The following is a 25,375-nucleotide window of genomic DNA, read 5'->3' as shown; positions in this document are numbered from 1 at the left end:
CCTGGGGGAGGCGCAGGCCACGCGCACCGGCAGTTGGCGCAAAGCACGAGTCATGCCATGTAATAATGAGTAGACTCGTCTCTATCCACGCCCTGCCGGCCCGCGCGCCCGCGGCCGCCGCCTCGCCCCACTGCCCCATGCCCCACGCCCTTAACCCCGCTGCCGACGCCGGTACCACCCCGCCCGATCTCAATGCCACTGCGCTCGACCCGGGCTCTCCGGTGTCCCTCTACGTACAGATCAAGGACCTGCTGCGCGGCCACATCCTGGAGGGTCGCTATCCGCCCCACTGCAAGCTGCCGTCCGAGAACGACATGATCCGCGCCTTCGCGGTGAGCCGCATCACCGTGCGCCAGGCGCTCAACGATCTGGAAAAGGAAGGGCTGATCTTCCGCATGCACGGCAAGGGCACCTTCGTGGCCAAGCAGAGCACCTTCCAGGACCTGGGCCGACTGCAGGGTTTTGGCGAGGCCATGCGACAGATGGGCTACGACACCTACAACAAGCTCGTATCGATCCGCGAGGTGGCGGCCTCGCCCCAGGTGCGCGAGCAACTGCGGCTGGACAAGGGCGCGCGCGTGACCGAGCTGCAACGGGTGCGTTTCCTGAACCGCGAACCGATCTCGCTGGACGTGACCTACGTGCCAATCGCCATCGGCGAGCGCCTGGCCCGGGAGGATCTCGCCACGCGCGACGTCTTTGCCATCCTGGAGAACGACTACGGGCTGGCGTTGGGCCATGCGGACCTGCAGATCAGCTCGATGCTCGCCGATGCGAGGCTGGCGCGCCATCTGGGCGTGGCCGACGGCTCGCCGGTGCTCTTCATCGAGCGCCTGACGCACACGATGGACGGCGGCGGCGAGACGCCGATCGACTATGAGCACCTGTACTACCGAGGCGATGCGTTCCGCTATCGCGTGCGCGTGGAGCGCGCCGCGTTCTGACCACGGGCCAAAGCGCTCGAAGCTCCCGAGCGCTTTTCCCCATGGATCCAGCCGTTGGGGAAACCGGACGGCACGCGGACCGCGCGCTAGAGGGGAACTCGCGCCTGAGCGGGTGGCCGCGTCTCACAGCCGCCCGGTCAGGCGCTCGTGGAATGCCCGGCTGCGCGCATCCAGGCCGACGAACGACACCGTTTTCCCGTGGTCCCGGTACTTGGCTTCGATGGCGTCGAGGGCCGCGACCGTGGACGCGTCCCAGATCTGCGACGCGGAAAAATCCACCTGCACCGAAACAGGGTCGGCCGCATAGGCGAAGCGCTCGACCAGGTCGTTGCTGCTGCCGAAGAACAGCGGTCCGTGGACCTCGTAGCGGACACTGCGCCCGTCCTCGTCGAGGATGCGGTCCGCGCGCACGACATGCGCGACCCGGCGCGCGAACAGCATCATCGCGCACAGCACGCCGACGGCGACACCCAGCGCAAGGTTCTCCGTGCCGACGGTGACGGCGACAGTGACGACCATGACCACGGTCTCGGACAGCGGCATGCGCCGCAGCGTCGCTGGGCGCAGGCTGTGCCAGTTCACTGCCTTGAGGGCGACGATCATCATGATGGCGGCGAGAACCACCATGGGAATCTGCGCCATCAGCCCGCTCAGGCTCGTCATGAGCAGCAGCAGGATGAGTGCGGCCGCGATGGTGGAAACCCGGGTCCGGGCGCGTCCCAACTGCACGTTGACCACGGTCTGGCCGATCATGGCGCAGCCCGCGATACCGCCGGCGTACGCCGAGCACAGATTGGCGACACCGAGCGCCCAGGACTCGCGTCCCTTGCTCGACTTGGTGTCGGTCATGTCGTCGACGAGCTTGGCGGTCAGCAGCGACTCGAGCAACCCAACGAACGCGATGCTGAGCGCGGTGGGCCAGACGATGCGCAGCGTGTCCAGGTTGAAGGGGACGAGCCAAGGCGTCAGCCCGGGCAGGCCGGGAGGCATCGCTCCGCCGCTGCCCACGGTGGGAACGTCCAGGCCGCCGGCGATGACCACGGCCGTGGCCGCGACCACGGCAATCAACGGTGAGGGGATCGCCGTGGTCAAGCGCGGGAAGAACAGCACGATCGCCACCGCCGCCGCGAACAGCAGGTAGACGACGGCGGGTTTGTCCACGATGTGCGGAATCTGGGCAAGAAAGATGAGAATGCCCAACGCGTTGACGAAACCGATCATGACGGATCGGGGAACATACCGCATCAACCTAGCGAAGCCGGCCAGACCGAAGGCGATCTGGATGGTGCCGGCAAGCAGCACCGCGGGCAGGATGTATTCGGCGCCGTGCACACGCACCATGGGGCCCACCACCAGCGCCACCGAACCTGCAGCCGCGGTGACCATGGCCGGCCTGCCGCCGAGAAAGGACATGACCAGGCAGAGGACGGCCGAGGCGAACAGCGCCGACTTGGCGTCGATGCCCGATATGACCGAAAAGGAGATCACCTCCGGGATGAGCGCCAGCGCCGTGATGGCGCCGGCCAGGCATTCCCGGGTCAGGAGGCTCGGGGAGCGCAGTACGTCGCGCAGCGTCGGCGAAGCGTCGGGCTGCACCGGCAATGCGGCATCGGTGGCGGGTTGGGTCATGACGAAATTCTTGGTATTCGGGGACGAGCGGCGCCCCGGGTTGTAAAGCATGCGTAGCGCGCCGTGCCGGTTCGAGCCGTGGCCAGGCGCGCCGGGTTCAGCCTCGTATCACGCAACGGAATCCGATATGGCTGGTAGCGGTGTCCAGGGTCTGGCCCTGGCGCGCAGCCGGACGATACCGCAAGCAGTAATTCGGCGCACACAGGTGCGAGCCTCCTTTGACCACGTGCCGCACGGACGGATCGTCCGCCCGTCCCGGGACGCAGCACGACTTCGCTTGCGCCACGCCCGGCGGCGCGCCGAAGGCGGTCGTCGTCCATTCCCAGACGTTGCCCACCACGTCGTGCAGGCCATAGCCGTTGGGCGGATAGGCGCCGACCGGCGAGGTCCGCTCGTAGCCGTCCTCCAGGCTGTTCTGCCAGGGGAACTGTCCCTGCCAGGTATTGGCCATCATCCTGCCGTCGGGCATGAACTCGTCGCCCCAGGGATAGACGGCGCCGTCCAGCCCGCCCCGCGCGGCGAATTCCCACTCGGCCTCGGTGGGCAGCGACTTGCCGGCCCAGGCCGCGTAGGCGGCCGCATCTTCGTACGACACGTGGACCACCGGGTGATCGTCGAGACCTTCCAGGCTGCTGTCCGGACCCAGCGGGCGGCGCCACGAGGCGCCCAGGACATAGGCCCACCATTGCCTGAAGTCGCGCAGCCCGACCGGCCTGTCGGGCTTGACGAAGACCAGCGAGCCCGGGGCGAGCAGCTCGGGATCGGCATCCGGATAGAGACGCGGATCGGGCTGCCGCTCGGAAGTGCTCAGGTAGCCGGTCGCCTCGACGAAGGCCCGGAACTCGGCATTGGTGACGGGATGGCGGTCGATCCGGAACCCCTCGACGGAAATGCGGCGCGTGGGGCGTTCTTCGCGGTAGTGCCGGTCGGAACCCATCAGAAAGCTTCCGCCGGGTATCTGGACCATGCGGGACGAATCCACCGGGCCGGGCTGGGCGCCTGCGGGCGCGGCCGCAGCCGCGCCCCGCCGGCCCCCGCAGCATCCGCCCGCCGTGGAGGCGTGCCTCCGGGCGTCGTCGTGCGAGGACATGGCGTCAGCCCGCCTTGGCGGTCTGCGGTACGAAGTCGAGCGGCGACCCGGGCGGGATCAGCGCCTCCTGCTTGACACTGTCTTCGAACTCGCGGACCACGCGGTGGGCGTGCTGCATGACCCACCACCGCACGTAGCGCTGGTTGACGGCCTCGCGCTCCTTCGGATCCTCCTGCAGATGGGTGATGCGGGCAAAACCCAGCGGCAGTTCGGGATCGTGGAAGTGCTGCTGGCGCTTGAAATTGATCTTGAAGTCCTTCCACTTCACCGCGTGCAGTTCGTCCTTGAGCCAGACCATGCACGCTTCCCGGTTGGAGGTCTCCTGCCTGCCCTCGAAGAACTCGCGCTGGTCGACGCCGTCGATGATCCGATCCTTGGGCGGCTCGCAGCCGGTGAAGCTCAAGAGCGTGGTGAACATGTCGGTGACGTGGACCATCTCGTTGCTCTCGATGCCGGCGGGGATGTGGCCGGGCCAGCGGGCCAGCAGCGGCGTGCGGATGCCGCCCTCGGCCGAGCTGAAATAGGAGCCGTCGAAGAAGCCGCCGGTGCCGCGGCCAGCCAGGTGGTCCTCCGCGCCGTTGTCGCCGCACAGGATCACGATGGTGTCGTCGGCAACGCCGAGGCGGTCCAGTTCATCGAGCAGCACGCCGAAGTCGTGGTCCAGCATCAGCAGGCAGTCGCCCCAGTCACCGTTGGTGCTCTTGCCCACGAACTCGTCGCGAGGCGACATGGGGAAGTGCATCAGCGAATGGTTGAAGTAGAGGAAGAACGGGCTGTCCTCGGCGACGCAGCGGCGCATGAAGTCGACGCCGCGCTTCTGGTATTCCAGGTCGCACATCTTCTTCGTCTCCATCGTCAACTGCTCGTCCAGCAGGGGGCGGGTGCCTTCGCCCTTCCTGCCCTCGTGCATGTGCGAGTAGCCGTCGCGTTCGGGCACGTAGTGCGGGTCCTCGAGCCACATGCATTCGTCATAGGTGCGCAACGGCCCGTACCATTCGTCGAAGCCATGGTCGGTGGGAAAGCGTCCGTCCTCGGCACCGATGTGCCACTTGCCCAGGCACGAGGACTTGTAGCCGGCCTTCTCCAGCACTTGCGCGACGGTGACTTCCCACGAGACCAGGCCGCCGCCGTTGCCGCCCAGCGCGATGGTGTGGTTGCCGGAACGGATCGGATAGCGACCCGTCATCAGCGCCGAGCGCGTGGGAGTGCACTGCGGCTCGACCACGTAATGGGTGAGCTTCATGCCTTCCTTGCAAAAGGCATCGATGCGCTTGGTGTCCGCACCGCGCAGCTTGCCGCCGCCATAGCACCCGAGCTCTCCCATGCCGAGATTGTCGACATGGAAGAAGAGAATGTTGGGCTTTTTCGCCATTTGTGTACTCCAGGGTTGAGATGAGGATGGGAGGATGGAGGCGCGCGCGGCGCCAGAATGGGCTTGCCTCGCTTCGCCTCGCCCTGCAGAGGGCGAGACTCGGACTCGGGGCCCGTAATCACAAGATGTTGTTCACGCCGCCGGGGCCCACTTCCATGCCGAAGCCGGCGACGCCTTCCGGGCCAAGCTCCGAGCCCATCGCCGCCAGGGATTCCTCGCGGATGAGGGACTTCAACTGGTGGACCAGATCGGTGAATTCCTTCGTGTCGGTCATGGCCGCGGTGCGCGGGCGCGGCAGCGGCACCTGGATCTCCGCCTTGATCCGGCCCGGCCGGGAGGTCATCACGTAAATGCGGTCCGAGAGAAAGACCGATTCCTCGATGTCGTGCGTGATGAAGAGCACCGATATGCGGAACTGCTGCCACATGTTGGTCAGGATTTCCTGCATCACCGCGCGCGTCTGCGTGTCGAGCGCGCCGAACGGCTCGTCCATGAGCAGGACCTGCGGGCTGGTCGCCAGCGCGCGCACGATCCCGATGCGCTGCTTCATGCCGCCCGAGAGCTGATCGGGGTAGTGGTTCTCGAATGCGAGCAGCCCGGCCAGCCCGAGCAGCGTGCGGGCCGAGCTGATGCGCTTGCTCGACGGAACGCCCGCCATGCGCAGGCCGAACTCGACGTTCTTGCGCACCGTCAGCCAGGGAAACAGCGAGTACTGCTGGAACACGACGCCGCGCTCGGCGCCCGGTTTCCTGATCTCGACACCGTCCAGGGTGGCGACGCCGCGCGTAGGGTGGGCGAAGCCCGCCACGATGCTCAGAAGCGTGGATTTTCCGCAGCCCGACGGGCCGATGAGAGATACGAACTCATTCGGCTGGACCGTGATCGAGACGTCCTTGACCGCTTCCGTCTGCGCGTCGCCGGAGCCGAACACCACGCCGATGTTGCGGCATTCGACGAAACCCTTGCTTGCACCGTTCATTTCTTCGCTCCGTTGACGTAGGCCAGCCAGGGCATCGCGACGTGGCCGATCAGGCGTATGGCGCCGCTGCAGGCCAGCCCCAGCACACCGATGGTGATCATCCCGAGCACGATCGCCGGATAATTCACGAGGGAATAGGCCTCCCAGGTGTAGTAGCCGACGCCGAACTGGCCGGAGATCATCTCTGCGGCGATCAGCGACACCCAGGCCACACCCATGCCGATCGCCAGGCCCGTGAAGATGTGGGGCAGTACGCCAGGCAGGATCACGTGCCAGAACAACTGCAGTTCATGCGCACCCAGGCAGCGGCCGGCGCGCAGCAGCACGCCGTCCATCGATTTCACACCGTGCACCGTGTTGAGCAGGATCGGAAAGAAGGCGCCCACGAAGGTGATGAACACGATGGAGGCCTCGCTGGTGGGCCACAGCATGATCGACATCGGCACCCAGGCGATCGCCGGGATCGGGCGCAGGACCTCGATCGCAGGCATGAACAGTTCGCTGACCCGGCGATAGCGGCCGATCAGCAGGCCGAGCACGACCCCCAGCACGATGGCGATGCCGAAACCGGCGAGAATCCGCCGCAGGCTGACCAGGATGTGGGTCGAGAACTGGCCGGAGAACACGACATCGACGGCTTCCTGAAAGACGGCATAGGGCGTGGGAACATTCCTGAACCGGATGTAGAACTCCCATTGGTACCGGGTTCCCAGATACCAGAACAGGAACACGCCGCCGATCGATGCGACCGCCAACAGGGCTGCGACGGCATGCTGGCGCACGAAATCCGCCACGACCCCCGCCGGCACGGCGCCGGCGGGCCGGCCCGACCCTTGCCGCTCCACCGGCGTCGCCTGCGACAGCATTGGTGATGGACGACTCATGGTCAGAGCTCCACGCTGCCGACAGCGGCCAGCGCTTCGTCGTAGGTGGCGACCTTGCCGCCGTTCTTCTCGGCATCCGCCTCGGCGTCGCGCCTGAGCAGATAAGGCGTGATCTGCGGTTGCTTCGGGTCGCCGGCCACGGTGTAGAACGCCGCATTGGCGAATACCTTGATGCCCAGCGTGTGATCCACGAGGTAGACCGCATCCAGCTTCTTGCCCTCGGCTTCGTACCTCTTTACGCCGGCAAGCGTGCAGACAGCGGAGCTGAACGAAAGAATGTCGCCGTCCTCAATCCAGATCTGGCCGGATTCGTTCGGGTTGGTGATGGGCTTGCCGCATACCGGGTCGTCGCCCTGGACGGCATAGTTGGCAAAGGACGCGAGTTGCGCCTCGTAGTCCAGGCCCATCTCCTCGTGGGCGCGGCGCACGTAGCTGTCGTCGACCCAGGCCGGGATGTCCAGCTCCTTGATCATGCCGAGGTTCTTGAGCACGCCGTAGTCGACGCCCAGCGCTTCCACCCAGCGCGGCTTGATCGTCGGATCCAGCGTATGCATGCCACCCGGGCCGAGGAAGATATAGGCGACTTCCTTGTCGATCCCGGTCACGGCCTCGATCTTCTCGGCGGCGGCCTTGGGATTGCTGCGCACCCAGTCGTTGGCTTCCATCATCGCCTTGATGTAGCCCACCACGACTTCGGGATACTTTTCACCGAAATCCTCGCGGACCACCACGCCATGGAACGTCGGCTGCCGGGTTTCCGAACCGTCGTAGATCTTGCGGGCGATGCCGCGGAACGGCAGCAGCTCGGCGAAAGGCACGAAGTTGCCGTGCCCGTCGATGCGCTTTTCCTGCAGGTTGGTGCTGCCGACCTCCGGCGATTGCGAAACCAGGTTCCAGAACGTCGGCGGCAGGCCGCGCTGCTGCAAAGCCTGCAGCATCATGCCGTGGGCGGCGGAGCCGAACGGCACGGATACCGTCTTGCCCTTCAGGTCATCCAGCGCGTAGTACGGCGAATCCTTGGGCACCACGATGCCGTTGCCGCCGCCCACCTCGTTGTAGGCAATCACGGCGACGAGCCGCGTCGGGTTCCCCGTGGCCTGTCCGGTCGCGCCATTCACGAGCAGGGGGTAGTCCCCCATCATGCCGATCTGGATGTTGTCGGCCATCATGCCGTTGGTGATGGGCGGCCCCGACGTGGCGTTCTGCCAACTGATGTTGTACTTGACGCCCTCGTACTTGCCGGTCCGGGGCAAGTGCTTTTCCAGCAGCTCCAGCTCCTTCAGGAGGATGCCGCCGGTAACGGTATTGGTCGTCGTGTTCTGGGTGCCGATGCCGAGGTTGATGGTCTGCGCATGCAGCGGCGCGGCAAGCGCGAGCGAGGTGCCCAGCGGCACCATGAGGTTGGCGATGTGACGTGCAAGAGAAGCGAAGCGCATAGTGAAATCTCCGAAAGAGAATGGGCAGGCGGGTCCTTCTTGCTGGGGCAGTGGCGGCCGCGGAACCGTATGCGACCCCGGCCACCCCGGTTTTGCTGGTCAGTGGAACGCGCGGCGCGAACCTTGAACTGGCGGTCGTCTCCTCGGGAGTGATTCAGGCGGGTCACCGTCGTGGAATGCCATGGTCGCTTAACTCAACATAACTCGTTATGACGATTCAAAATGATGCAAAAGGCGTGCCAATCGATGTGTCGCAGGGAATACGAGGAGCGCGGGGGCGATGAGGCAGGCGCATGCCCACCGCTCGAGTGCACTACGCACTATCGTGACGCGGGCCGTCCCCACGCCAGTGCGTGCGGCCGTTCATGGCCACGGGGGCGAAGCGCGGACCGCGCCGTTCACAACCGGCTACCAAATCGCCGCGCCGCACTGCCCGGCGATCCGCGCAACGCCCCTAGAATCGAGGGGCTGAAACTCCGGAGAGCCCATGGCAGTCATCGTCATCGCCCTGATCGTCGCCATCGCCCTCGGCGCCTTCTTCTGGCACAAGGACGAACCCAGGCGCGAACAGGCGCTGCAGACCTCGCTGGATGCGATGCAGGGCTTCAATCCGTCGCTGACCTTGTTCGGCGCCGATGGCGGCACCGGCATCGCCCTGGATCCGGGCTCGCGCGAAATCGGGCTGCTGCGCCCGGGCCGCTCCGCGCAGCGCATCCCGGCTGCGCAGGTGCTTGCCGCGGAACTCTATCGGGATGGCGAACCTCTGGCCGCCGTGCAGCGCCCCGGCGCAGATGCTCGGGTGAGTGAGCTGAAGAAGAAGCTGTCCCCGCCCGTGGTGCACAGGGCCGAGGGCGAGATCACGCGCTGGCAGGAAGTGCGCCGCGTGGAGTTGCGCCTCATCCTCGACGCCGACACTGCGCCTGCCTACGACGTGCGCATCCTCGACCGGGAGGTGCGCGAAACCGATGCCGTCTACGGCGAAGCCGTCAGCGCGGGCAAGCACTGGCTTGCCCAACTGGGCGGGTTGATGCAATAAAAAGGAAGAGAAAGCGGCCGCGCGGGAGCGACCCAAGGCACCCTCCTGTCGCTGCGCGACATCCTCCCCGCGGGAGGAACGCGCTCCCTCCGGGCGGCCGCGCGGGAGCGCTCAGGACCGGTTGTCCACCGGCGGGGCCCCCGGTGTGTTGCTGCCGGGGTCGCGGACTTCTTCCGGCGCCACGCCCGGCGGGATCCGGACTTTCTGGTTGGCGGCGTTCGGATCCACCGGACGATTTCCCAAGGTACGGTCCTCGGGCTCGCGCGTGTTCCGCGGCTTCTCGACCGACGGCGTGGCGGGTGCGGGCGGGGCTATCGGCTTGCTGGGGTCCACCTTGCTCATGACCTTCTCCCGGGCGTCGCCGCTCCCGGGGAACCGGGAGCCATCCGCGCCCTTGGCCCGGACGAAGGCAGCAAGGGGTATGCCTCCCGCGCGCAGGCGCCGTCCTCGCCGGCGTCGGGGCGTTCAGGACCCGGACTGCGCCCGGCACGACACCGAAAAGCATAATGGCCCGAACAATGTCGGGCCATTATTGCAATGCAGTGCCAGGTGCGGGATCAACCTGCCTGATAGTTCGGGGCTTCTTCGGTGATCTGCACGTCGTGCACGTGGGATTCGCGCATGCCGGCCGCGGTGATCTGCACGAACTGCGGACGGGTACGCATCTCTTCGATCGTGCTGCAGCCGCAATAGCCCATCGAGGCGCGCACGCCGCCGACCAGTTGGAAGATGATGGCGTGGACGCTGCCCTTGTAGGGCACGCGGCCTTCGATGCCTTCGGGCACGAGCTTGTCGGCGTTGTTGGCCGGATCCTGGAAGTAGCGGTCGGCCGAGCCGTCGGTCATCGCGCCCAGGCTGCCCATGCCGCGGTACGACTTGTACGAGCGGCCCTGGTACAGGACGACCTCGCCCGGGGCCTCTTCCGTGCCGGCGAACATGCCGCCCATCATGACGGTATTGGCGCCGGCCACCAGGGCCTTGGCGACGTCGCCCGAGAAGCGCACACCGCCATCGGCGATCAGCGGCACGCCCGTGCCTTCCAGGGCAGCAGCCACGTCGGAGATGGCGGTGATCTGCGGCACGCCGACACCGGCCACGACGCGGGTGGTGCAGATCGAGCCGGGCCCGATGCCGACCTTGACGCCGTCGGCGCCGGCCTCGGCCAGCGCACGCGCTGCGTCGCCGGTGGCGATGTTGCCGCCGACGACCTGCACTTGCGGATAGTTCTGCTTGACCCAGCGCACGCGCTCGATCACGCCGCGGGTGTGGCCGTGCGCGGTGTCCACGACGATCACGTCCACGCCTGCGGCCGCGAGCCTCTCGACGCGTTCTTCGGTGTCGCCCGCCACGCCCACGGCCGCGCCCACGCGCAGCTTGCCCTGGCTATCGCGCGCCGCGTAGGGGCGCTCGATGTTCTTGTTGATGTCCTTGACGGTCATCAGGCCGCGCAGTTCGAAGTGGTCGTTGACCACCAGCACACGCTCCAGGCGGTGCTTGTGCATCAGGGCCTGCGCTTCTTCCGGGGTCGCGCCCTCGCGCACCGTGACCAGCCGCTCGCGCGGGGTCATCGCGCTGGACAGCGGAGCGTCCAGACGATCCTCGAAGCGCAGGTCGCGGTTGGTGATGATGCCCACGACTTCCTTGCCCTGCACGACCGGCAGGCCCGAGATGCCATGCTGGCGCTGCAGTGCGAGCGCGTCGCGCACGCGCATGTCGGGAGTGACCGTGACCGGATCGCCGACCACGCCAGACTCGAAGCGCTTGACGGCGAGCACTTCGCGCGCCTGGGCTTCAGCGGAGAGATTCTTGTGGACGATGCCGATGCCACCTTCCTGGGCCATCGCGATGGCGAGGCGGGCTTCGGTGACCGTGTCCATGGCGGCGGACACGAGGGGGATGTTGAGGACGATGTCGCGGGTGAGGTGCGTGGCGAGCTGAGTGTCGCGGGGGAGGACGTCCGAATAAGCCGGGACGAGCAGCACATCGTCGAAGGTGAGCGCTTGTTTGACGAGACGCATGGAGATTTACCCTGGGCGCAAAAACGAATTATACGCCTCGACAAGGCACATTTCCAGCCGACACGCAAGCCCTCGCCCCGCCCAGGGCGAGCCGTCGCCCGCGCGCGAGCCGCCGACGCAGACGGCCGTGCGCTCCCTGAAGCGCTTCAGTCAGCCGCCGCCTTTTTCGCCGCGGCAGCCGCCTTGTGCCGGGCGCGCCGCCGGCGCGACTCCATCGGATCGAACGTGAGCGGGCGCAGGATATCGACGCGCTCGCCCGATTCGAGCACGTGGCCCGGGCCGCGCAATGCGCCGAACACCGCGATGCCGTGGGCATAGGGATCGACGCCGGGATGCTCGGCGGCGAAGCCGCTGGCCGCGATCGCGTCGCGCACAGTGCTTCCCGCCGGCAGTTCGAGCGCGCGCTGCCACGCCGCGCCCGGCAAGGCATAGCAGACGCTCACGCGCACCCGGGCGCCCTGCTCAACTGATTGCGCCACCGTACAACCGCTCCGCGCGCTGGGAGAACGCGTCGATGAAAGTCGTCGCGATGCGGTTGAACACCGGGCCCACCAGCAGCTCCAGCGCGCGGCCGGCAAACGCGTATTCCATGGTGAACACGACCTTGCACGCCTCGCCATCCCCCAGGCTCTGGAACTCCCAATGGCCGTCCAGCCTCGAAAAAGGCCCGTCCACCAGCGTCAGATGGATGCTGTTCGGAAAGTCGTGAGTGTTGCGGGTGGTGAACGACTGGCGCAGACCGGCGAAACTGATCGTGACCGAGGCGAGCATGCCGTCGTCGGTGCGCTCGAGCACCTGGGCGCCGCCGCACCAGGGCATGAAGTCCGGATAACTCTCGACATCCGCGACGAGTTCGAACATCCGCGCGGGGGCGTAGGGCACCAGCACGGATCGTTGCACGTTATGCATACGCGGGAAATTGGCAAAGGGTAGAATCGAAAGATTTTACCGGCTTGGCGACCATGAGCATCATCGACAATCGGAAGGCGTTTCACGACTACTTCATCGAAGACCGCTTCGAGGCCGGGCTCGTGCTCGAAGGCTGGGAGGTCAAGGCCATCCGCGACGGCCGTGTGCAGCTCAAGGAGAGCCACATCGTGATCCGCAATGCCGAACTCTATATCATCGGCATGCACATCAGTGCGCTGCCCACCGCCTCCACGCACATCAGGCCCGATGCCACGCGCACGCGCAAGCTGCTCCTCAAGGCCGACGAGATCAGCAAGCTCATCGGCCGGGTCGAGCAGCGCGGCTATACCCTGGTGCCCCTGGACCTGCACTATCGCAACGGGCGCATCAAGCTCGAGCTCGCGCTCGCGCGCGGCAAGAAGCTGCACGACAAGCGCGATACCGCGCGCGAACGCGACTGGCAGCGCGAGCGCGAACGCATCATGAAGAGCGCCGCGCGCTGACGGGCCCGGCATGCCCTCGTTCCGCTTCGAGGCGGCAGACGCCACGGGCCGCATCGAACGCGGCACGCTGGACGCGGACACCGCACGCGGTGCCCGCAACCAGTTGCGCGCGCGCGGCCTGACGCCGCTGCAGGTCGAGGACGCCGGCGCCGCGTCCGCGCAGGCGCGCGGCTGGTTCGCCCCGCGGCTCACCGACGCCGAACTCGCCTGGGCCACCCGCCAGATGGCCAGCCTGCTCTCGGCCAGGCTGCCGCTGGAGGAAACGCTGAGCGCCACCGCGGAACAGGCCGAGCGCCGCTACCTGGCCGAGGTCCTGGCCGGCGTGCGCAGCGACGTGCGCGCGGGCCATCGGCTGGCCGATGCCCTGGGCTCGCGCCCGCGCGACTTCCCGGAAATCTATCGCGCCCTGGTCGCAGCGGGCGAGGAGTCGGGCAACCTCGCGCAGGTGATGGAAAAGCTCGCCGACTACATCGAAGAGCGCAACACCCTGCAAAACAAAGTGCGCACGGCCTTCATCTACCCGGCGATCGTGAGCCTGGTGTCGGTGGCCATCGTGATCTTCCTGCTCGCCTACGTGGTGCCGCAGGTGGTCAATGCCTTCGCGCAGTCCGGCCAGGCGCTGCCCCTGCTCACCCGCGTCATGCTCGGCCTGTCGGAGTTCGTACAGGGCTGGGGCTGGGTGGCACTGGGCATCCTGGTGCTGCTCGCTGCGATTTGGCGCGCCCTGCTGCGCAATCCGGCGCACCGGCTGCGCTGGCATGCGGCGATCCTCCGGCTGCCGCTCGCCGGCCGCTTTTCGCTCGGCCTGAACGCCGCGCGCTTCGCCTCGACCCTGGCCATACTGACCGGCAGCGGCGTACCGCTGCTGCGCGGGCTGGACGCCGCCCGCCAGACGGTCGCCAACGACAGGCTGCGCGCCGACATCGACACCGCGACCGACCGGGTGCGCGAAGGCGCCAGCCTGGCGCACGCCCTCAAGGCCCAGGGCCGCTTCCCCCCGCTGCTGATCCACCTCATCGCAAGCGGCGAGCGCACCGGCGCGCTGCCCGAACTGCTCGGCCGCGCGGCGCAGACTTTGTCGCGCGAACTCGAACGCCGCGCCATGACGCTCACCGCGATGATGGAGCCCTTGCTCATCCTCGCCATGGGCGGCTTCGTGCTGCTGATCGTGCTGGCCGTGCTGTTGCCCATCATCGAGATCAACCAGCTCGTGCAATGAGCCGGGCAAGGCGCTGCCGGCGGATCGTCGCCGGGCGGGTTTGCCCGCGGGGAAGCCCGACGCGCACGGCTCAGCGCGCCGGCGTGATCCCGGACGGCTCGGGCAGCCGGGGCACCTCGACCACCACGTGCTGCGCACCCTGGCGCAACACCACGGCATCCGGCCTGACCTCCGCCAGCGTGAGATCGCTGGCCAGGCGTGCGCCCACGCCGTAGGCGCGCGCCCGCCCGCCGTCGACGGCAAGGATCGCCGAGCTGTCGGGCCCCGCCGCAATGAGGCCGCTGGACTCGACCTTCACCCGCGCCGCCGCTGCGGCGCCGAACCATCCCGCCACGGGCGCCGTGTCCGCCGGCGGCTGTGTGGCGACCACGAGCGCAGGCGGAATCGCGCGCGGCGTGGGCGCGAGCAGGATAGCGCCCCATACCCCCACCCCGACGGCGAGCGCCGCGATGGACAACCACTGCACCGAGCTGCGCCCCAAGGCAGGCCAATCCCTGTTCATGTCGATCCTGTGTTCCGCCGAAACCGCGTCATATTGCAACACAATTGTTAAACAACTGTATTAGGATAGTCAGCCTGTGGCGTCCCGCGCCAGTCGCGCCGCTGCAGGCGGCATGTCCAAGGAGTCTTCGTTTCCGTGCACAGTCTTTCTCCCGCGCGCCGGGCTTTGCGTCGCCAGCAGGGTTTCACACTGCTCGAGATCATGGTGGTGGTGGTCATCATGGGTATTCTCGCCGCCCTGGTGGTGCCGAGCCTGCTGGAGCGCCCCGACCAGGCGCGCGTTGCCGCCGCCAAGCAGGATATCCGCGCCATTGTGCAGGCCCTGAGCCTGTATCGCATGGACAACGGCCGCTACCCCAGCAACGAGCAGGGCCTGCAGGCGCTGGTCGAGAAGCCCGCGGCCGGGCCCGTCGGCGCCAACTGGCGCCGCACCCTGGATCGCGTCCCCACCGACCCGTGGGGCGCCCCCTACCAATACCTCAACCCCGGCGTGCACGGCGAAATCGACGTCTTCTCGCTGGGCGCCGACAACCAGCCTGGCGGCGAAGGCGTCGACGCAGAAATCGGCTCCTGGGCGCTGTAGCGCATGCACGCCACCGCCCGGCCGTCCGAAGGTGGCGTGCCCTCCCTCGGGGAGGTGGTCGCGCAGCGACCGGAGGGCCGTCATCCCAACGCCACCGCCTGGCCGCCCGAAGGTGGCGTGCCCGTCCCCGGGGAACCAGCCGCGCGGCAGGACGGCTTCACCCTGCTCGAGCTGATGGTGGTGGTTGCCATCATCGGCATCCTGGCCGCGACCGTCGGCCTCGCGGCCATGCCGCCGCGCCAGGCCGACATCCAGACCGAGGCCCGCCGCCTGGTCGAGCTGTTCGCGCTGGCGCACAGCGAGGTGCGCGCGGACGGGCGCAACATCGCCTGGGTCGCGGGTCCGGACGGCTATCGCTTCGAGCGCCCCGCGCGCCGCTATGTCGATGGCGAGCCCTTGCCCACCACCGTGCTCGATGCGCCGCCCGAGACCTTCCCGCCCGATGCGCCGCTGCGCCCGCGCGCCTGGGCCTCCGCGCCCGTCCAGGTGCGGGTGGAACCGCCCGGCGGCGCGGTCTTCACGCCGGAGTGGATCGCACCGCCCCTGCGCGTCGAGCTGTCGGCCGACACGGGGCACGCCCTCATCGTGCGGGATGCCGCAGGCCGCTATGCCGTGCAGTGACCATGGGCCCAAGGGCCAGCCTCGCCGTTTACGGCGAGGTCCGGCGAGGCAAGTCCATCCTGGCGCCGAAGGCGCCCCCTTTTTTTTGCCGTTGGGCCGGGCCGCGCGCGGTTTCACGCTGATCGAGGTGCTGATCGCGCTCGCCATCGTCGCCGTCGCGCTGGGCGCGGCCGTGCGCGCGGCCGGCATGATCGCCGGCAACGACGCCGGCCTGCGCGAGCGCGCCATCGCCGTGCTGTCGGCCGAGAACCGCCTGGCCGAGATGCGGCTGGCGCGCGAGTTTCCCGCGCCCGGCCGCGGCAGCGTGCCCTGTCCACAGGGCGGCATCGCCCTCGTCTGCGAACACACCATCAGCAGCTCCGTGAACGCCAATTTCCGTCAGGTCGTCGTCCGCGTGCATCGCCAGGACGAGCGCCTGGAGACCCTGGCCTCCGTCGGCGGCCTGTTGTCGAGGGTGCCCGAGTGAGCGCGCGTCCGCCCACAACACATGCCCTCCGCCGCCGGCGCGCCGGCGGCTTCACGCTCGTCGAGCTGCTGGTGGCGATCACGCTGATGGCGGTGTTGAGCCTGATGGCCTGGCGCGGCCTGGACGGCATCATCTTCCTGCGCGAACGCCTGACGCAGGACGCCGACGACAGCGCGGCCCTGCTGCGCGTGCTGGGCCAGTGGGAGCGCGACCTGGCGGCGCGGGCGCCCGACATGGCGCTCGAGCCGCTGCTGCTCGCGCAATCGACCGGCACCGAGACGCCCCCGGCCCCGTCGAGCGTCCGGCCGGGCCTGCCGCTGGCCCTGACCTTGCAGCCCGGCCGGCAGCTCGAGCTGGACATCGTGCGCGAGGCGCCTGCCCAGCCTGGCGCCTGGCAGCGCGTGCGCTGGTGGCAGCAGGACGGTGCGCTGCACCGCGCCGTCGGCGCCGCGTCCTCGATCTACCCGCTGCCGGCGCCCGCGGGCGGCACGGTGGTGCTGCCACGCGTCACAGCCTGGTCGCTGCGCGGCTGGGTGGCCGGCCGCGGCTGGGCCGACCTGCCCTTGCCGGCCGACAGCACGGCCGTGGTGCAGGGGCTGGAAATGGTGTTCGAGCGCGACATGCCGCCCCAGGCCGGCTATCGCCGCGTGACGGAGTTCCGATGAGGCCGCACCGACGCTCCCAACACGGCATGGCCGTGGTCGCCGCCCTGGTCGTGGTGATGGTCGCGACCGTCCTCGTCACCGGCCTGCTGCAGCGCCAGGCCACGGACGTACGCGCGCTGGGAAACGAGATGGCGCGCGCCCAGGCCCGCCTGCTGATGACCGCCGGGGTGGACTGGGCCCGCTTGATCCTGCGCTCCGACGGCCTGCGCACAGCCGTCACCACCCGACAGGGGCAGATGTGGGCGACCCCCATCGAGGACACCCGCGTTGCGCTCGACGGGGACCGCACCGCCGTGCTCTCCGGCCGCATCGAGGACGAACAGGGCAAGTTCAACCTGCGCAACCTCGCGCAGAACGGCGCCGTGCGCGACGACGACATCACGGCCTTGCGCCGCCTGCTGCCCCTGCTCGATCTGCCCGAAGGCCTTGCCGCCTTCGTCGCTGCGCGCATCGCCGCGGCCCAGCGCGATCCGGGCACGGCCTCGCAGGATGACGAACCCGCGCGCAGCGCCCGCCTGCCGGCGGCGCCCATGCCGACGCGCCTGGACGATCTCGGCCACATGGAGGTGCTGGGCCCGGCGGCCATCGCCGCCCTGCGCCCGCACGTCACCCTGCTGCCCGAGCGGACCGACGTCAACGTCAACACCGCGACGCCCGAAGTCCTGGCGGCCCTGACCGGCTTGCCGCTGCCCGCGATGCGCGGGGTGGCAGCGCAGCGCGACGCCGGCCAGACATTCAATGACGCGGCGGGCTTCTGGCTTCGCATCGAAAGCATCGGCGTTACATCTGCGAAACCCAACGTCGTAGTAAATAGCAATTGGTTTCTGGTAAAAGGCGCGGTTACGCTCGAGCGCGCCGTCGTGGGCACCGAAGCGCTCCTGCAACGCGGTGCGGCACCATCGCCCGAAATCGTCTGGATCCGAGAATTGCCTTGAAAGCCACGCTACGCCTGCAACTGCCACGCCTCGCGGAGCTCGCTCCGCAGGTGCCGCTGCGTTTCGCCCTGGTGCAGCAAGGGCAGGCAGTGCGCAGCGGCGAACTGACGATGGCCCAGTTGGCCGCCACCTTGCCGCCGGTGCCCGCGGCGGCCATCCTGCATCCGGCCGACGCGAACCTCGCTGCCGTGGTGTTGCCGCCCTTGCCTGCGCACCGCATGGCCAGCGCGGTCGCCGGCGCGGCCGAGCCCTTGCTGCTGGGCGACAGCGAGCCGTACGCCCTGGCCCATGGCGCGCGAGCGGCCAACGGCGCGACGCCGATCGCCTGGGCCGACCGATCGGCCCTGGCCCGCGCCTGGGCGCTGCTGGCCGACGCGGGCCTGCCGGTCCAGGCCCTGGTGCCCGCGCCGCTCGCCCTGCCCCTGCCCGAGGATGGCGAGCTGGTGCTCGCCGTGCAGGACCACGTGCTGCTCGCGCGCGCCGGGCGCGACGCCGGCAGCGCGCTCGTGCTGCCCGACGATGCCCGGGCCGCCGCCGCCAACGCCATGGCCTGGCTGCGGCTTACCTGGCAGCGCCAGCCGCAGGCGCAGCCCGTGTGGCTGGGCGCGGTGCCGTCCTGGTATGCGCAGCCCGGCCCGGATGCGCCTGCGCCCCGGGTATTGCCGGCGGACGCCGGCTGGGGCGCCAGCCTGCCCGCCTGGTCGCTGGCCCTCCCGGCGCTGCGGCCACGGCGGATGCAGGCGTCGACCTGGCGCAGGCCCCTCGCCTGGGCGGCGGCTGCGGCGGCGCTCTGGCTGCTCGGCCTGAACCTGCACGCGGCGCGGCTCTCGCGCGAAGCCGACGCCGTGCGCGCACAGATGGCGGCGGCCGTGCGCGCAGCCTTTCCGGACATCCCGGTCGTGCTCGACCCGCTGCGCCAGGCCACGCAGCGGCGCGACGCGCTGCTCGCGGCCGTCGGCGATCGCGTAGCCGACGACGTGGTAACCCTGGCGCTGGCAGGCGCCCGCCTATTGCCCGCGGGCGCGCAGGTCGACCGGCTGCACTACGAGGACGGCGTGCTCGCGGTCAGCACCGTCGGCGACGTGGGCGCGCGCGCGCTCGACCCCGACACCGCGGCCCGCGCGCGCGACCTGGATCTGGAGATCGAACAACGCGACGGTACCTGGTTGCTGCGCCCCCGCGTCTTGGGCGCCGGGATCGGCGCCGACACAGGGGTCTTGGCACCGCGTGCCGGCCTCGGCCCGAACGGGGGCGCACGATGAGCCGCCGCCTTTCCGGCTCGTCCCCGCAGACGCAGGCCCAGCGCGGGCTGCAGGCCCGCTATGGCGAGACGCGCCGTGCCGTCGCCACGCGCTGGCAGCGCCTCGTCCCGCGCGAGCGGCGCCTGGTGAGCCTGGCCGCGACGCTGGCCGGCGTCGCCCTGACCTGGCAGTTCCTGTTCCTGCCGGCCTGGCGCACCACGCGGGCCGCCGCCGACACCCTGCCGGCCCTGCGGGCACAGGCCGCCCAGCTCGACACCGTGATCGCCCAGGCACGCGCGTCGAACGCACGCCAGGCGCGGGCCGGTGCGCCCATCGGCGAAACCGACCTCGCCGCCAGTCTGACGCGCGCGGGCCTCGCGACCCACGCCAGCGTGTCGCGCGAAGCGAGGCATTGGCAGGTGACGCTGCGGGCGGCGCCGATCGAACCCGTACTCGGCTGGCTGCGCGACGTGGGCACCGAACTGCGCCTGCGCCCCACCCGCGTGGACCTGAGCCGCGTCGCCGACGACGCCGGCGCCATCCTGCCCGGGCTGGTCAGCGGCGGCGTGGATCTGAGTGCGGCCGGCGACGATGGAGGTACGCCATGAGCGCCCCCGCCCGGCCGCCCGAAGGGGGTGCGATTCCTCCCGCGGGGAGGATGTCGCGTAGCGACAGGAGGGCATTTTCCGACGCCCCCGCCCGGCCGCCCGAAGGAGGTGCGATTCCTCCCGCGGGGAGGATGTCGCGCCAGCGACAGGAGGGTCGTCCATGAATGCCATGCGCCGCTGGGCACCGCGCGTCCTCGTCGGCGCGGCGCTCGCCATCCTGGCGCTAGCCGCCGCGCTCGCCGTGCTGCCGGCACGCTGGCTGATCACGCTCCTGCCGGCCGATGCGCCGCTCGCCATCGTCGACGCTTCGGGCACGGTCTGGGCCGGCACCGCGCTGGTCGCGCTCGGCCCGCCCGGCGCACGCACCACGCTGCCCGATCCGATCCGGTGGCAGACCGGCTGGGACGCCGGCTTGCGCGCCCTGGTGCACCATCCTTGGCTGGAATGCAGCCAGCTCGCCATACGCGCGGGCTGGTCCGGTCTCGGCCTGGGCCCCTGCCAGGTGCGCCTGCCGGCCGAGACCCTGGCCACCCTCGGCGCGCCGCTGAACACCCTCAAGCCCAGCGGCACCCTGCGCGCAAGCTGGCCGGGGTTGCGCCTGCCCTATCGCGGCGGCGTGCCGAGCGGCCAGCTCGTCACGCTCGACTGGACCCTGGCCGGCTCGGCGCTGTCGCCCGTGCGCCCGCTGGGCGATTACCGCGTGCAGATGACCGGCGACAATGGCGCCGCCCACGTTTCCATCGCGACCCTGCGCGGCGTACTCCAGGTGCAGGGCGAAGGCAGTTTCTCGCCCACGGCCGCGGCGCGCTTCTCGGGCCGCGCCGGCCCGGCGCCAGGCACGCCGGACACCACCATCATGAGTCTTCAGGGTTTGCTCTCGGCCATCGGCCGGCGCTCCGGGGACGAGACCCTTTTTCAGTTTGGCCGCTAGCCCGATGACGTCAACTTCCCGCTTTCGCTGCTTCCCCTTCTCCCCGTTCGTGGCGGCCTGCGTGTTCGCCGCCTCGGCGCTGGGCCCTCTGCCGGCAGCCGCGCAAGGCACGGGCGAGGCTGCCGCCGTGCGCAACCCCGGCGACGTCGTGCTGAACTTCGTCGACGCCGACCTTGACGCCGTGGTGCGCGCCCTGGGCCACTTCACCGGCAAGACCTTCCTGATCGACCCGCGCGTCAAGGGCCAGCTCACCCTGGTTTCCGAGCGCCCGGTGAACCGGGACATCGCCTACCGCATGCTGCTGGGCGCGCTGCGCATGCAGGGCTTCGCGGTGGTCGAGACGGACGGCATCGCCAAGGTGGTGCCCGAGGCCGACGCCAAACTGCAGGGCAGCGCGGTGGCCACGGGAACCGCAGCGCCGCCGGCGGCCTTTGCGGGCGATCAACTGGTGACGCGCGTCTTCACGCTGCGCCATGAGAACGCGGCCAACCTGGTGCCGGTGCTGCGGCCCATGGTCTCGCCGAACAACCCGGTCAACGCCTACCCGGGCAACAACACGCTGGTCATCACCGACTACGCCGGCAACCTGAACCGCATCGCCCAGGTTATCCAGTCGATCGACACACCCGGCTCCACCGACACCGACGTGATCGCGCTGCGCTATGCGGTCGCCCCGGACCTGGCCGCGCAGCTCACCCGGCTGCTCGACAACGGCGCGAACGACCCCACCCAGCGCATCAGCGTGGTCGCCGACGCACGCGCCAACACCTTGATGATCCGCTCGGGCAGTCCGGCTCGCACCCAGCTCGCGCGCGAGCTGATCGCCCGCCTGGACACGCCCGAGGCGGGCCAGACCACCATGCACGTGGTCACGCTGCGCAACGCCGAGGCCGTGCGCCTGGCCGAGGTGCTGCGCGGCCTGCTGACCGGCCAGTCGCAGGGCGGCTCGGCCGACATGGGCCAGCTCTCGCAGGCAGCGGGTGGCGGCCTGGGCGGCGGCAGTCTGGGCGGTGCGAACGGCGCCGGCGGCGGGCTCGGCGGTGGGCTGGGCGGCGGCAGCGGCATGGGTGGCGGGCAGGACGGCACCCTCAACCTCACCTCGGCGGCCACAGGCGGCCAGCAGGGCGGCAACGCTTTTTCCGCCGGCGGTGCGACCGTGCAGGCCGATCCGGCCACCAACACCCTCATCATCAACGCGCCGCCTCCGATCTACCGCAACCTGCGCAGCGTGATCGAACAGCTCGACGTGCGCCGCCCCCAGGTCTTCGTGGAAAGCCTGATCGTGGAAATGGCGGCCAACGACGCCGCCGAGTTCGGCGTGCAGTGGATGGCCGGCGGCGGCCGCCTGGACGGCGGCAGCGGCGCGTTCGGCGGCACCAACTTCGGCGGCGCGGGCCAGAATCTGATCGGCGTGGCGGCCAACCCCGCATCGATCGGCAACGGCCTGAACGTCGGCCTGGTGCGCGGTTCGGTCCGCATCGGTAACCTGAACATCCTCAACCTCGGCCTGCTCGCCCGAGCGCTCGAAAGCCGCGGCAACGCCAACGTGCTGTCCACGCCCAACCTGCTCACGCTGAACAACGAAGAGGCCCGCATCATGGTGGGCCGCAACCTGCCCTTCGTCACCGGCCAGTACACGCAGACGAGCGCCGAGGGTATCAACCCTTTCCAGACCATCGAGCGCCAGGACGTCGGCCTGCAACTGCGCATCCGCCCGCAGGTTTCCGAGGGCGGCACGATCCGCCTGGCGATCCACCAGGAAGTGAGCAACCTCGACGAGGCCCTCACCGCGGCCATGCCCGACCTGGGCGTGGTAACCAACAAGCGCGAGGTCAGCACCAACGTGCTGGTCGACGACGGCCAGATCATCGTGCTGGGCGGCCTGCTCGAAGACCGCATGAGCGGCGGGCGCGAGCAGGTGCCGGGCCTGGGCAACATCCCGCTGCTGGGCAATCTGTTCCGCTACGACACGCGCTCGCGCACCAAGACCAACCTGATGATCTTCCTGCGTCCCTACGTGGTGCGCGGCCCCGAGATCGACCGCTTCACCGCCGAGCGCTACGACATCATGCGCGCCATGCAGGGCGGCAACCTGCCGGCCGACCACTGGCTGCTGCCGGAGCTGGGCACACCGACCCTGCCGCCGCGCCTGCCCGGCGAAGGCGACCTCACCGCCAGCCGCGGCCAGCCGCTGGCCGGCGGCATGGTGATCCCGCGCGATCCGGCGGCGATCTACCTCGATCGCGGCGTCAACGTGCTGCTCGCGGCGAGCGTGGCCAGCCAGGCGCAGGCCGACGAGATCGCCGAACAGATCCGCAACGCCGGCTTCGCGCCCTATGTCCAGGTGCGGCGCGCCGGCGCCAACCCGGTGTATCAGGTGTACATCCGGGTCGCGCGCGAGGCCGCCACCACCGACGCCGCCGTCGGCGCGCTGCGCCAGCTCGGCTACGCGCCCGAGCTGCTGGTGCGGCGCTGAGGGCCCCGGCATGCATCCGCTGCCTTTTGCCTGGGCCCGCGCGCAACGCGCCCTGCTCGACGTACGCACCGACGGCGCCAGCCTGCTCGTCACCGAGCGCACGCCCGCCTGGGCCATCGCCGAGGTGCAGCGCGTGCACGGCATCGTCGAGCTGTTGCCGGTGGCCGACAACGAGCTGGAGACGCGCCTCACCGCCGCCTACGCCGATCTACCCGGCAATGCCGCCGCGGTGATGGACGCGGCCGAGAACGAGATCGACCTGGACCGACTGATGCAGGAGATGCCCGAGGTCGAGGACCTGCTCGAGACGCAGGACGACGCGCCGGTCATTCGCATGATCAACGCACTCTTCACCCAGGCCGCGCGCGACGGGGCGAGCGACATCCACATCGAGCCCTACGAAACGCATTCGGTGGTGCGCTACCGCGTGGACGGCACGCTGCGCGACGTGGTCAGCCCGCGCCGCGCCCTGCACGCGGCCCTGGTTTCGCGCATCAAGATCATGGCCCAGCTCGACATCGCCGAGAAGCGCCTGCCCCAGGACGGACGCATCGCCCTGCGCGTGGGCGGCCGCCCGATCGACGTGCGCGTGTCCACCCTGCCCACGGGCCACGGCGAGCGCGCCGTGCTGCGCCTGCTCGACAAGCAGGCCGGCCGCCTGGAGCTTTCGCGCCTGGGCATGGCCCCCGGCGTGCTCGGCGAACTCGACCGCCTGATCCACCAGCCGCACGGCATCGTGCTCGTCACCGGCCCCACCGGCAGCGGCAAGACCACGACGCTGTATGCCGCCCTGGGCCGCCTGGACGCGAGCACGACCAACATCCTCACCGTCGAGGACCCGATCGAGTACGACCTGCCCGGCATCAGCCAGACCCAGGTCAACGCCAAGATCGACATGAGCTTCGCCACGGCCCTGCGCGCCATCCTGCGCCAGGACCCCGACGTCATCATGATCGGCGAGATCCGCGACCTGGAGACCGCGCAGATCGCCGTGCAGGCCTCGCTGACCGGCCACCTCGTGCTCGCCACCCTGCACACCAACGACTCGGTCTCTGCCGTGACGCGGCTCACCGACATGGGGATCGAGCCTTTTCTGCTATCGTCGTCCCTCCTGGGCGTACTGGCCCAGCGCCTGGTGCGCCGGCTCTGCCCGCATTGCCGCCAGCCGGCAGCGCATGACGCCGAGGGCCGGCCGACGCAATGGCGCGCGGTCGGCTGCGCGGCCTGCAGCCACAGCGGCTACCAGGGCCGCACCGGCATCCACGAGCTGTTCGTCATCGACGACGCCCTGCGCGGCCTGATCCACGAGGACGCGGGCGAACAGGCCCTGCGCCATGCCGCGCAGCGAGCCGGCATGCGCACCATGCGTCAGGACGGCGAGCGCTGGGTGGCAGACGGCAGCACCACGCCCGAAGAAATCCTACGAGTTACCCGAGATACATGAACCTGATTCTGCAAAGCCCCGTCCTGGCCGACGCCGCCGTCGAGCGCATCGCCACCCTGACCGGCGCCAGCCGCACCGTGCGCCTGAACGCGCATGCGACGCGCCTGTGCGAGGTGGCCGCCGACGCGCATGCGCGCGAGCTGGTCGCCGAGCGCTGCGCCCAGGACGGTATCGACCATGCCTTCGTTCCGCCCGGCTTTCGCCTGTCGGACTTTCGCGTCATCGCGATGGACATGGATTCGACCCTCATCAACATCGAGTGCATCGACGAGATCGCCGACGCCGTGGGCGTCAAGCCGCAGGTCGCGGAGATCACCGAGGCCGCCATGCGCGGCGAGATCGCCGATTTCGCCGAGAGCCTGCGCCGCCGCGTCGCCCTGCTGCAGGGCGTGCCGGCCAGCGCCCTGCAGCAGGTCTACGAGGAGCGCCTGCGCCTGAACCCCGGCGCCGAAGCCCTGCTCGCGGCCGCGCGGCGCCTGGGCATTCGCACCCTGCTCGTGTCCGGCGGCTTCACCTTCTTCACGAGCCGCCTCAAGGAGCGGCTGGGGCTGGATGCGGCCTATTCGAACGAGCTGGAGATCGTGGACGGCCAGCTCACCGGCCGCGTGCTCGGCCGCATCCTCGATGCCGAGGGCAAGGCCGAGCAATTGCGCCGCTTCTGCGCAGAGGTGGGCGCCGAGCCGCGCGCGCACGCAATCGCCATCGGCGACGGCGCGAACGATCTGCGCATGATGGGCGAAGCCGCGCTGAGCGTGGCCTATCATGCCAAACCCGCGGTGCGAGCCGCGGCGAGCTGCGCACTGAGCGTGAGCGGCCTGGACGGCATCCTCAACTGGTTCGAGGACACCGCGGGCTGAAGGGGCGCCAGCCCCTTTCCCCAGCCGC

At 69.6% G+C, this 25,375-nt stretch carries 26 protein-coding genes; 15 read left to right on the top strand and 11 right to left on the bottom strand.

All coding sequences use genetic code 11. The annotated features are described in order from the left end of the window. The first annotated feature begins 137 nt into the window (after positions 1-137). Positions 138-944, top strand: a complete 807-nt coding sequence (locus FOZ76_RS22990; RefSeq protein ID WP_143950585.1) for a GntR family transcriptional regulator — start codon at positions 138-140, stop codon at positions 942-944. 123 nt (positions 945-1,067) lie between these two features. Here FOZ76_RS22990 and FOZ76_RS22985 read toward each other — a convergent pair whose 3' ends face one another. The 6 genes from FOZ76_RS22985 to FOZ76_RS22960 form a co-directional block, all read right to left on the bottom strand. Continuing rightward, positions 1,068-2,573: a SulP family inorganic anion transporter gene (locus tag FOZ76_RS22985; RefSeq protein ID WP_143950584.1), complete on the bottom strand. Its 1,506-nt coding sequence runs from the start codon at positions 2,571-2,573 to the stop codon at positions 1,068-1,070. Between the two features lie 97 nt (positions 2,574-2,670). Next, positions 2,671-3,540, bottom strand: a complete 870-nt coding sequence (locus FOZ76_RS22980; protein WP_143950583.1) for a formylglycine-generating enzyme family protein — start codon at positions 3,538-3,540, stop codon at positions 2,671-2,673. Between the two features lie 127 nt (positions 3,541-3,667). Then, positions 3,668-5,035, bottom strand: coding sequence for an arylsulfatase (locus tag FOZ76_RS22975; RefSeq protein ID WP_143950582.1), 1,368 nt, complete (start codon positions 5,033-5,035; stop codon positions 3,668-3,670). A 118-nt stretch (positions 5,036-5,153) separates the two neighbouring features. Next, positions 5,154-6,014 carry an ABC transporter ATP-binding protein gene (locus FOZ76_RS22970; RefSeq protein WP_143950581.1) on the bottom strand — a complete coding sequence of 287 codons (861 nt, stop codon included), beginning with the start codon at positions 6,012-6,014 and terminating at the stop codon, positions 5,154-5,156. Then, a complete protein-coding gene (locus FOZ76_RS22965) occupies positions 6,011-6,898 on the bottom strand; it encodes an ABC transporter permease (protein WP_143950580.1) in 888 nt (295 codons plus the stop codon). The genes FOZ76_RS22970 and FOZ76_RS22965 overlap by 4 nt, the downstream gene beginning before the upstream one ends. Positions 6,899-6,900: 2 nt before the next feature. Next, positions 6,901-8,334, bottom strand: coding sequence for an ABC transporter substrate-binding protein (locus FOZ76_RS22960; protein WP_143950579.1), 1,434 nt, complete (start codon positions 8,332-8,334; stop codon positions 6,901-6,903). A 487-nt stretch (positions 8,335-8,821) separates the two neighbouring features. On the opposite strand from FOZ76_RS22960, the gene FOZ76_RS22955 reads away from it, so the two are divergent. Beyond that, positions 8,822-9,370: a hypothetical protein gene (locus FOZ76_RS22955; protein WP_143950578.1), complete on the top strand. Its 549-nt coding sequence runs from the start codon at positions 8,822-8,824 to the stop codon at positions 9,368-9,370. A 111-nt stretch (positions 9,371-9,481) separates the two neighbouring features. Here FOZ76_RS22955 and FOZ76_RS22950 read toward each other — a convergent pair whose 3' ends face one another. From FOZ76_RS22950 to FOZ76_RS22935, 4 genes are all read right to left on the bottom strand, one after another. Then, positions 9,482-9,712, bottom strand: coding sequence for a hypothetical protein (locus FOZ76_RS22950; protein ID WP_143950577.1), 231 nt, complete (start codon positions 9,710-9,712; stop codon positions 9,482-9,484). Positions 9,713-9,927: 215 nt separating this feature from the next. Further along, positions 9,928-11,388 (bottom strand): IMP dehydrogenase, encoded by a 1,461-nt coding sequence (gene guaB / locus FOZ76_RS22945; RefSeq protein ID WP_143950576.1) that lies wholly within the window; start codon positions 11,386-11,388, stop codon positions 9,928-9,930. 146 nt (positions 11,389-11,534) lie between these two features. Continuing rightward, a complete protein-coding gene (locus FOZ76_RS22940; RefSeq protein ID WP_246129714.1) occupies positions 11,535-11,867 on the bottom strand; it encodes an RnfH family protein in 333 nt (110 codons plus the stop codon). After that, the gene (locus FOZ76_RS22935; RefSeq protein ID WP_143950575.1) at positions 11,851-12,297 is read right to left on the bottom strand and encodes a type II toxin-antitoxin system RatA family toxin; all 447 of its coding nucleotides are present in this window, start codon (positions 12,295-12,297) and stop codon (positions 11,851-11,853) included. The genes FOZ76_RS22940 and FOZ76_RS22935 overlap by 17 nt, the downstream gene beginning before the upstream one ends. A 53-nt stretch (positions 12,298-12,350) precedes the next feature. Here FOZ76_RS22935 and smpB point away from each other — a divergent pair, with 53 nt between their 5' ends. Together smpB and gspF are read left to right on the top strand one after the other, a co-directional pair. Beyond that, positions 12,351-12,800 carry an SsrA-binding protein SmpB gene (smpB, locus tag FOZ76_RS22930; RefSeq protein WP_143950574.1) on the top strand — a complete coding sequence of 150 codons (450 nt, stop codon included), beginning with the start codon at positions 12,351-12,353 and terminating at the stop codon, positions 12,798-12,800. Between the two features lie 10 nt (positions 12,801-12,810). Next, complete coding sequence (gene gspF / locus FOZ76_RS22925; RefSeq protein WP_143950573.1) at positions 12,811-14,019, top strand: type II secretion system inner membrane protein GspF; 1,209 nt, start codon at positions 12,811-12,813, stop codon at positions 14,017-14,019. A gap of 70 nt (positions 14,020-14,089) precedes the next feature. On the opposite strand, the gene FOZ76_RS22920 is transcribed toward gspF, so the two are convergent. After that, positions 14,090-14,521, bottom strand: coding sequence for a type II secretion system protein N (locus FOZ76_RS22920; RefSeq protein WP_143950572.1), 432 nt, complete (start codon positions 14,519-14,521; stop codon positions 14,090-14,092). A 135-nt stretch (positions 14,522-14,656) separates the two neighbouring features. On the opposite strand from FOZ76_RS22920, the gene gspG reads away from it, so the two are divergent. The 11 genes from gspG (at position 14,657) to serB (ending at position 25,347) form a co-directional block, all read left to right on the top strand. After that, positions 14,657-15,103 carry a type II secretion system major pseudopilin GspG gene (gspG, locus tag FOZ76_RS22915; RefSeq protein ID WP_281283028.1) on the top strand — a complete coding sequence of 149 codons (447 nt, stop codon included), beginning with the start codon at positions 14,657-14,659 and terminating at the stop codon, positions 15,101-15,103. Positions 15,104-15,139: 36 nt separating this feature from the next. After that, positions 15,140-15,724 carry a prepilin-type N-terminal cleavage/methylation domain-containing protein gene (locus FOZ76_RS22910; protein ID WP_211366413.1) on the top strand — a complete coding sequence of 195 codons (585 nt, stop codon included), beginning with the start codon at positions 15,140-15,142 and terminating at the stop codon, positions 15,722-15,724. A gap of 85 nt (positions 15,725-15,809) precedes the next feature. After that, positions 15,810-16,190, top strand: a complete 381-nt coding sequence (gspI, locus tag FOZ76_RS22905) for a type II secretion system minor pseudopilin GspI (protein ID WP_246129713.1) — start codon at positions 15,810-15,812, stop codon at positions 16,188-16,190. After that, on the top strand, positions 16,187-16,855 hold the full coding sequence (locus tag FOZ76_RS22900; RefSeq protein ID WP_170235583.1) for a PulJ/GspJ family protein: 669 nt from the start codon (positions 16,187-16,189) through the stop codon (positions 16,853-16,855). Before gspI ends, FOZ76_RS22900 begins: the two co-directional genes overlap by 4 nt. Beyond that, on the top strand, positions 16,852-17,790 hold the full coding sequence (gene gspK, locus FOZ76_RS22895; protein ID WP_143950568.1) for a type II secretion system minor pseudopilin GspK: 939 nt from the start codon (positions 16,852-16,854) through the stop codon (positions 17,788-17,790). The genes FOZ76_RS22900 and gspK overlap by 4 nt, the downstream gene beginning before the upstream one ends. Continuing rightward, positions 17,787-19,052 carry a type II secretion system protein GspL gene (gspL, locus tag FOZ76_RS22890; protein ID WP_170235582.1) on the top strand — a complete coding sequence of 422 codons (1,266 nt, stop codon included), beginning with the start codon at positions 17,787-17,789 and terminating at the stop codon, positions 19,050-19,052. The genes gspK and gspL overlap by 4 nt, the downstream gene beginning before the upstream one ends. Further along, positions 19,049-19,639: a type II secretion system protein GspM gene (gene gspM, locus FOZ76_RS22885; RefSeq protein ID WP_143950566.1), complete on the top strand. Its 591-nt coding sequence runs from the start codon at positions 19,049-19,051 to the stop codon at positions 19,637-19,639. The genes gspL and gspM overlap by 4 nt, the downstream gene beginning before the upstream one ends. 160 nt (positions 19,640-19,799) lie before the next feature. Then, positions 19,800-20,570 (top strand): type II secretion system protein N, encoded by a 771-nt coding sequence (gene gspN / locus FOZ76_RS22880; RefSeq protein ID WP_143950565.1) that lies wholly within the window; start codon positions 19,800-19,802, stop codon positions 20,568-20,570. 4 nt (positions 20,571-20,574) lie between these two features. After that, positions 20,575-23,046, top strand: coding sequence for a type II secretion system secretin GspD (gene gspD / locus FOZ76_RS22875; RefSeq protein WP_143950564.1), 2,472 nt, complete (start codon positions 20,575-20,577; stop codon positions 23,044-23,046). A 10-nt stretch (positions 23,047-23,056) separates the two neighbouring features. Next, positions 23,057-24,490: a type II secretion system ATPase GspE gene (gene gspE, locus FOZ76_RS22870; RefSeq protein ID WP_143950563.1), complete on the top strand. Its 1,434-nt coding sequence runs from the start codon at positions 23,057-23,059 to the stop codon at positions 24,488-24,490. After that, positions 24,487-25,347: a phosphoserine phosphatase SerB gene (gene serB / locus FOZ76_RS22865; protein WP_143950562.1), complete on the top strand. Its 861-nt coding sequence runs from the start codon at positions 24,487-24,489 to the stop codon at positions 25,345-25,347. Before gspE ends, serB begins: the two co-directional genes overlap by 4 nt. Positions 25,348-25,375 lie beyond the last annotated feature (28 nt).

Origin of the sequence: Verticiella sediminum, from assembly GCF_007558815.1 — a bacterium.
GTDB classification, from domain to species: Bacteria; Pseudomonadota; Gammaproteobacteria; order Burkholderiales; family Burkholderiaceae_B; genus Verticiella; species Verticiella sediminum.
The sequence above is the reverse complement of the archived record's forward strand: the minus strand, read 5'-3'. Positions and strand labels throughout refer to the sequence as shown.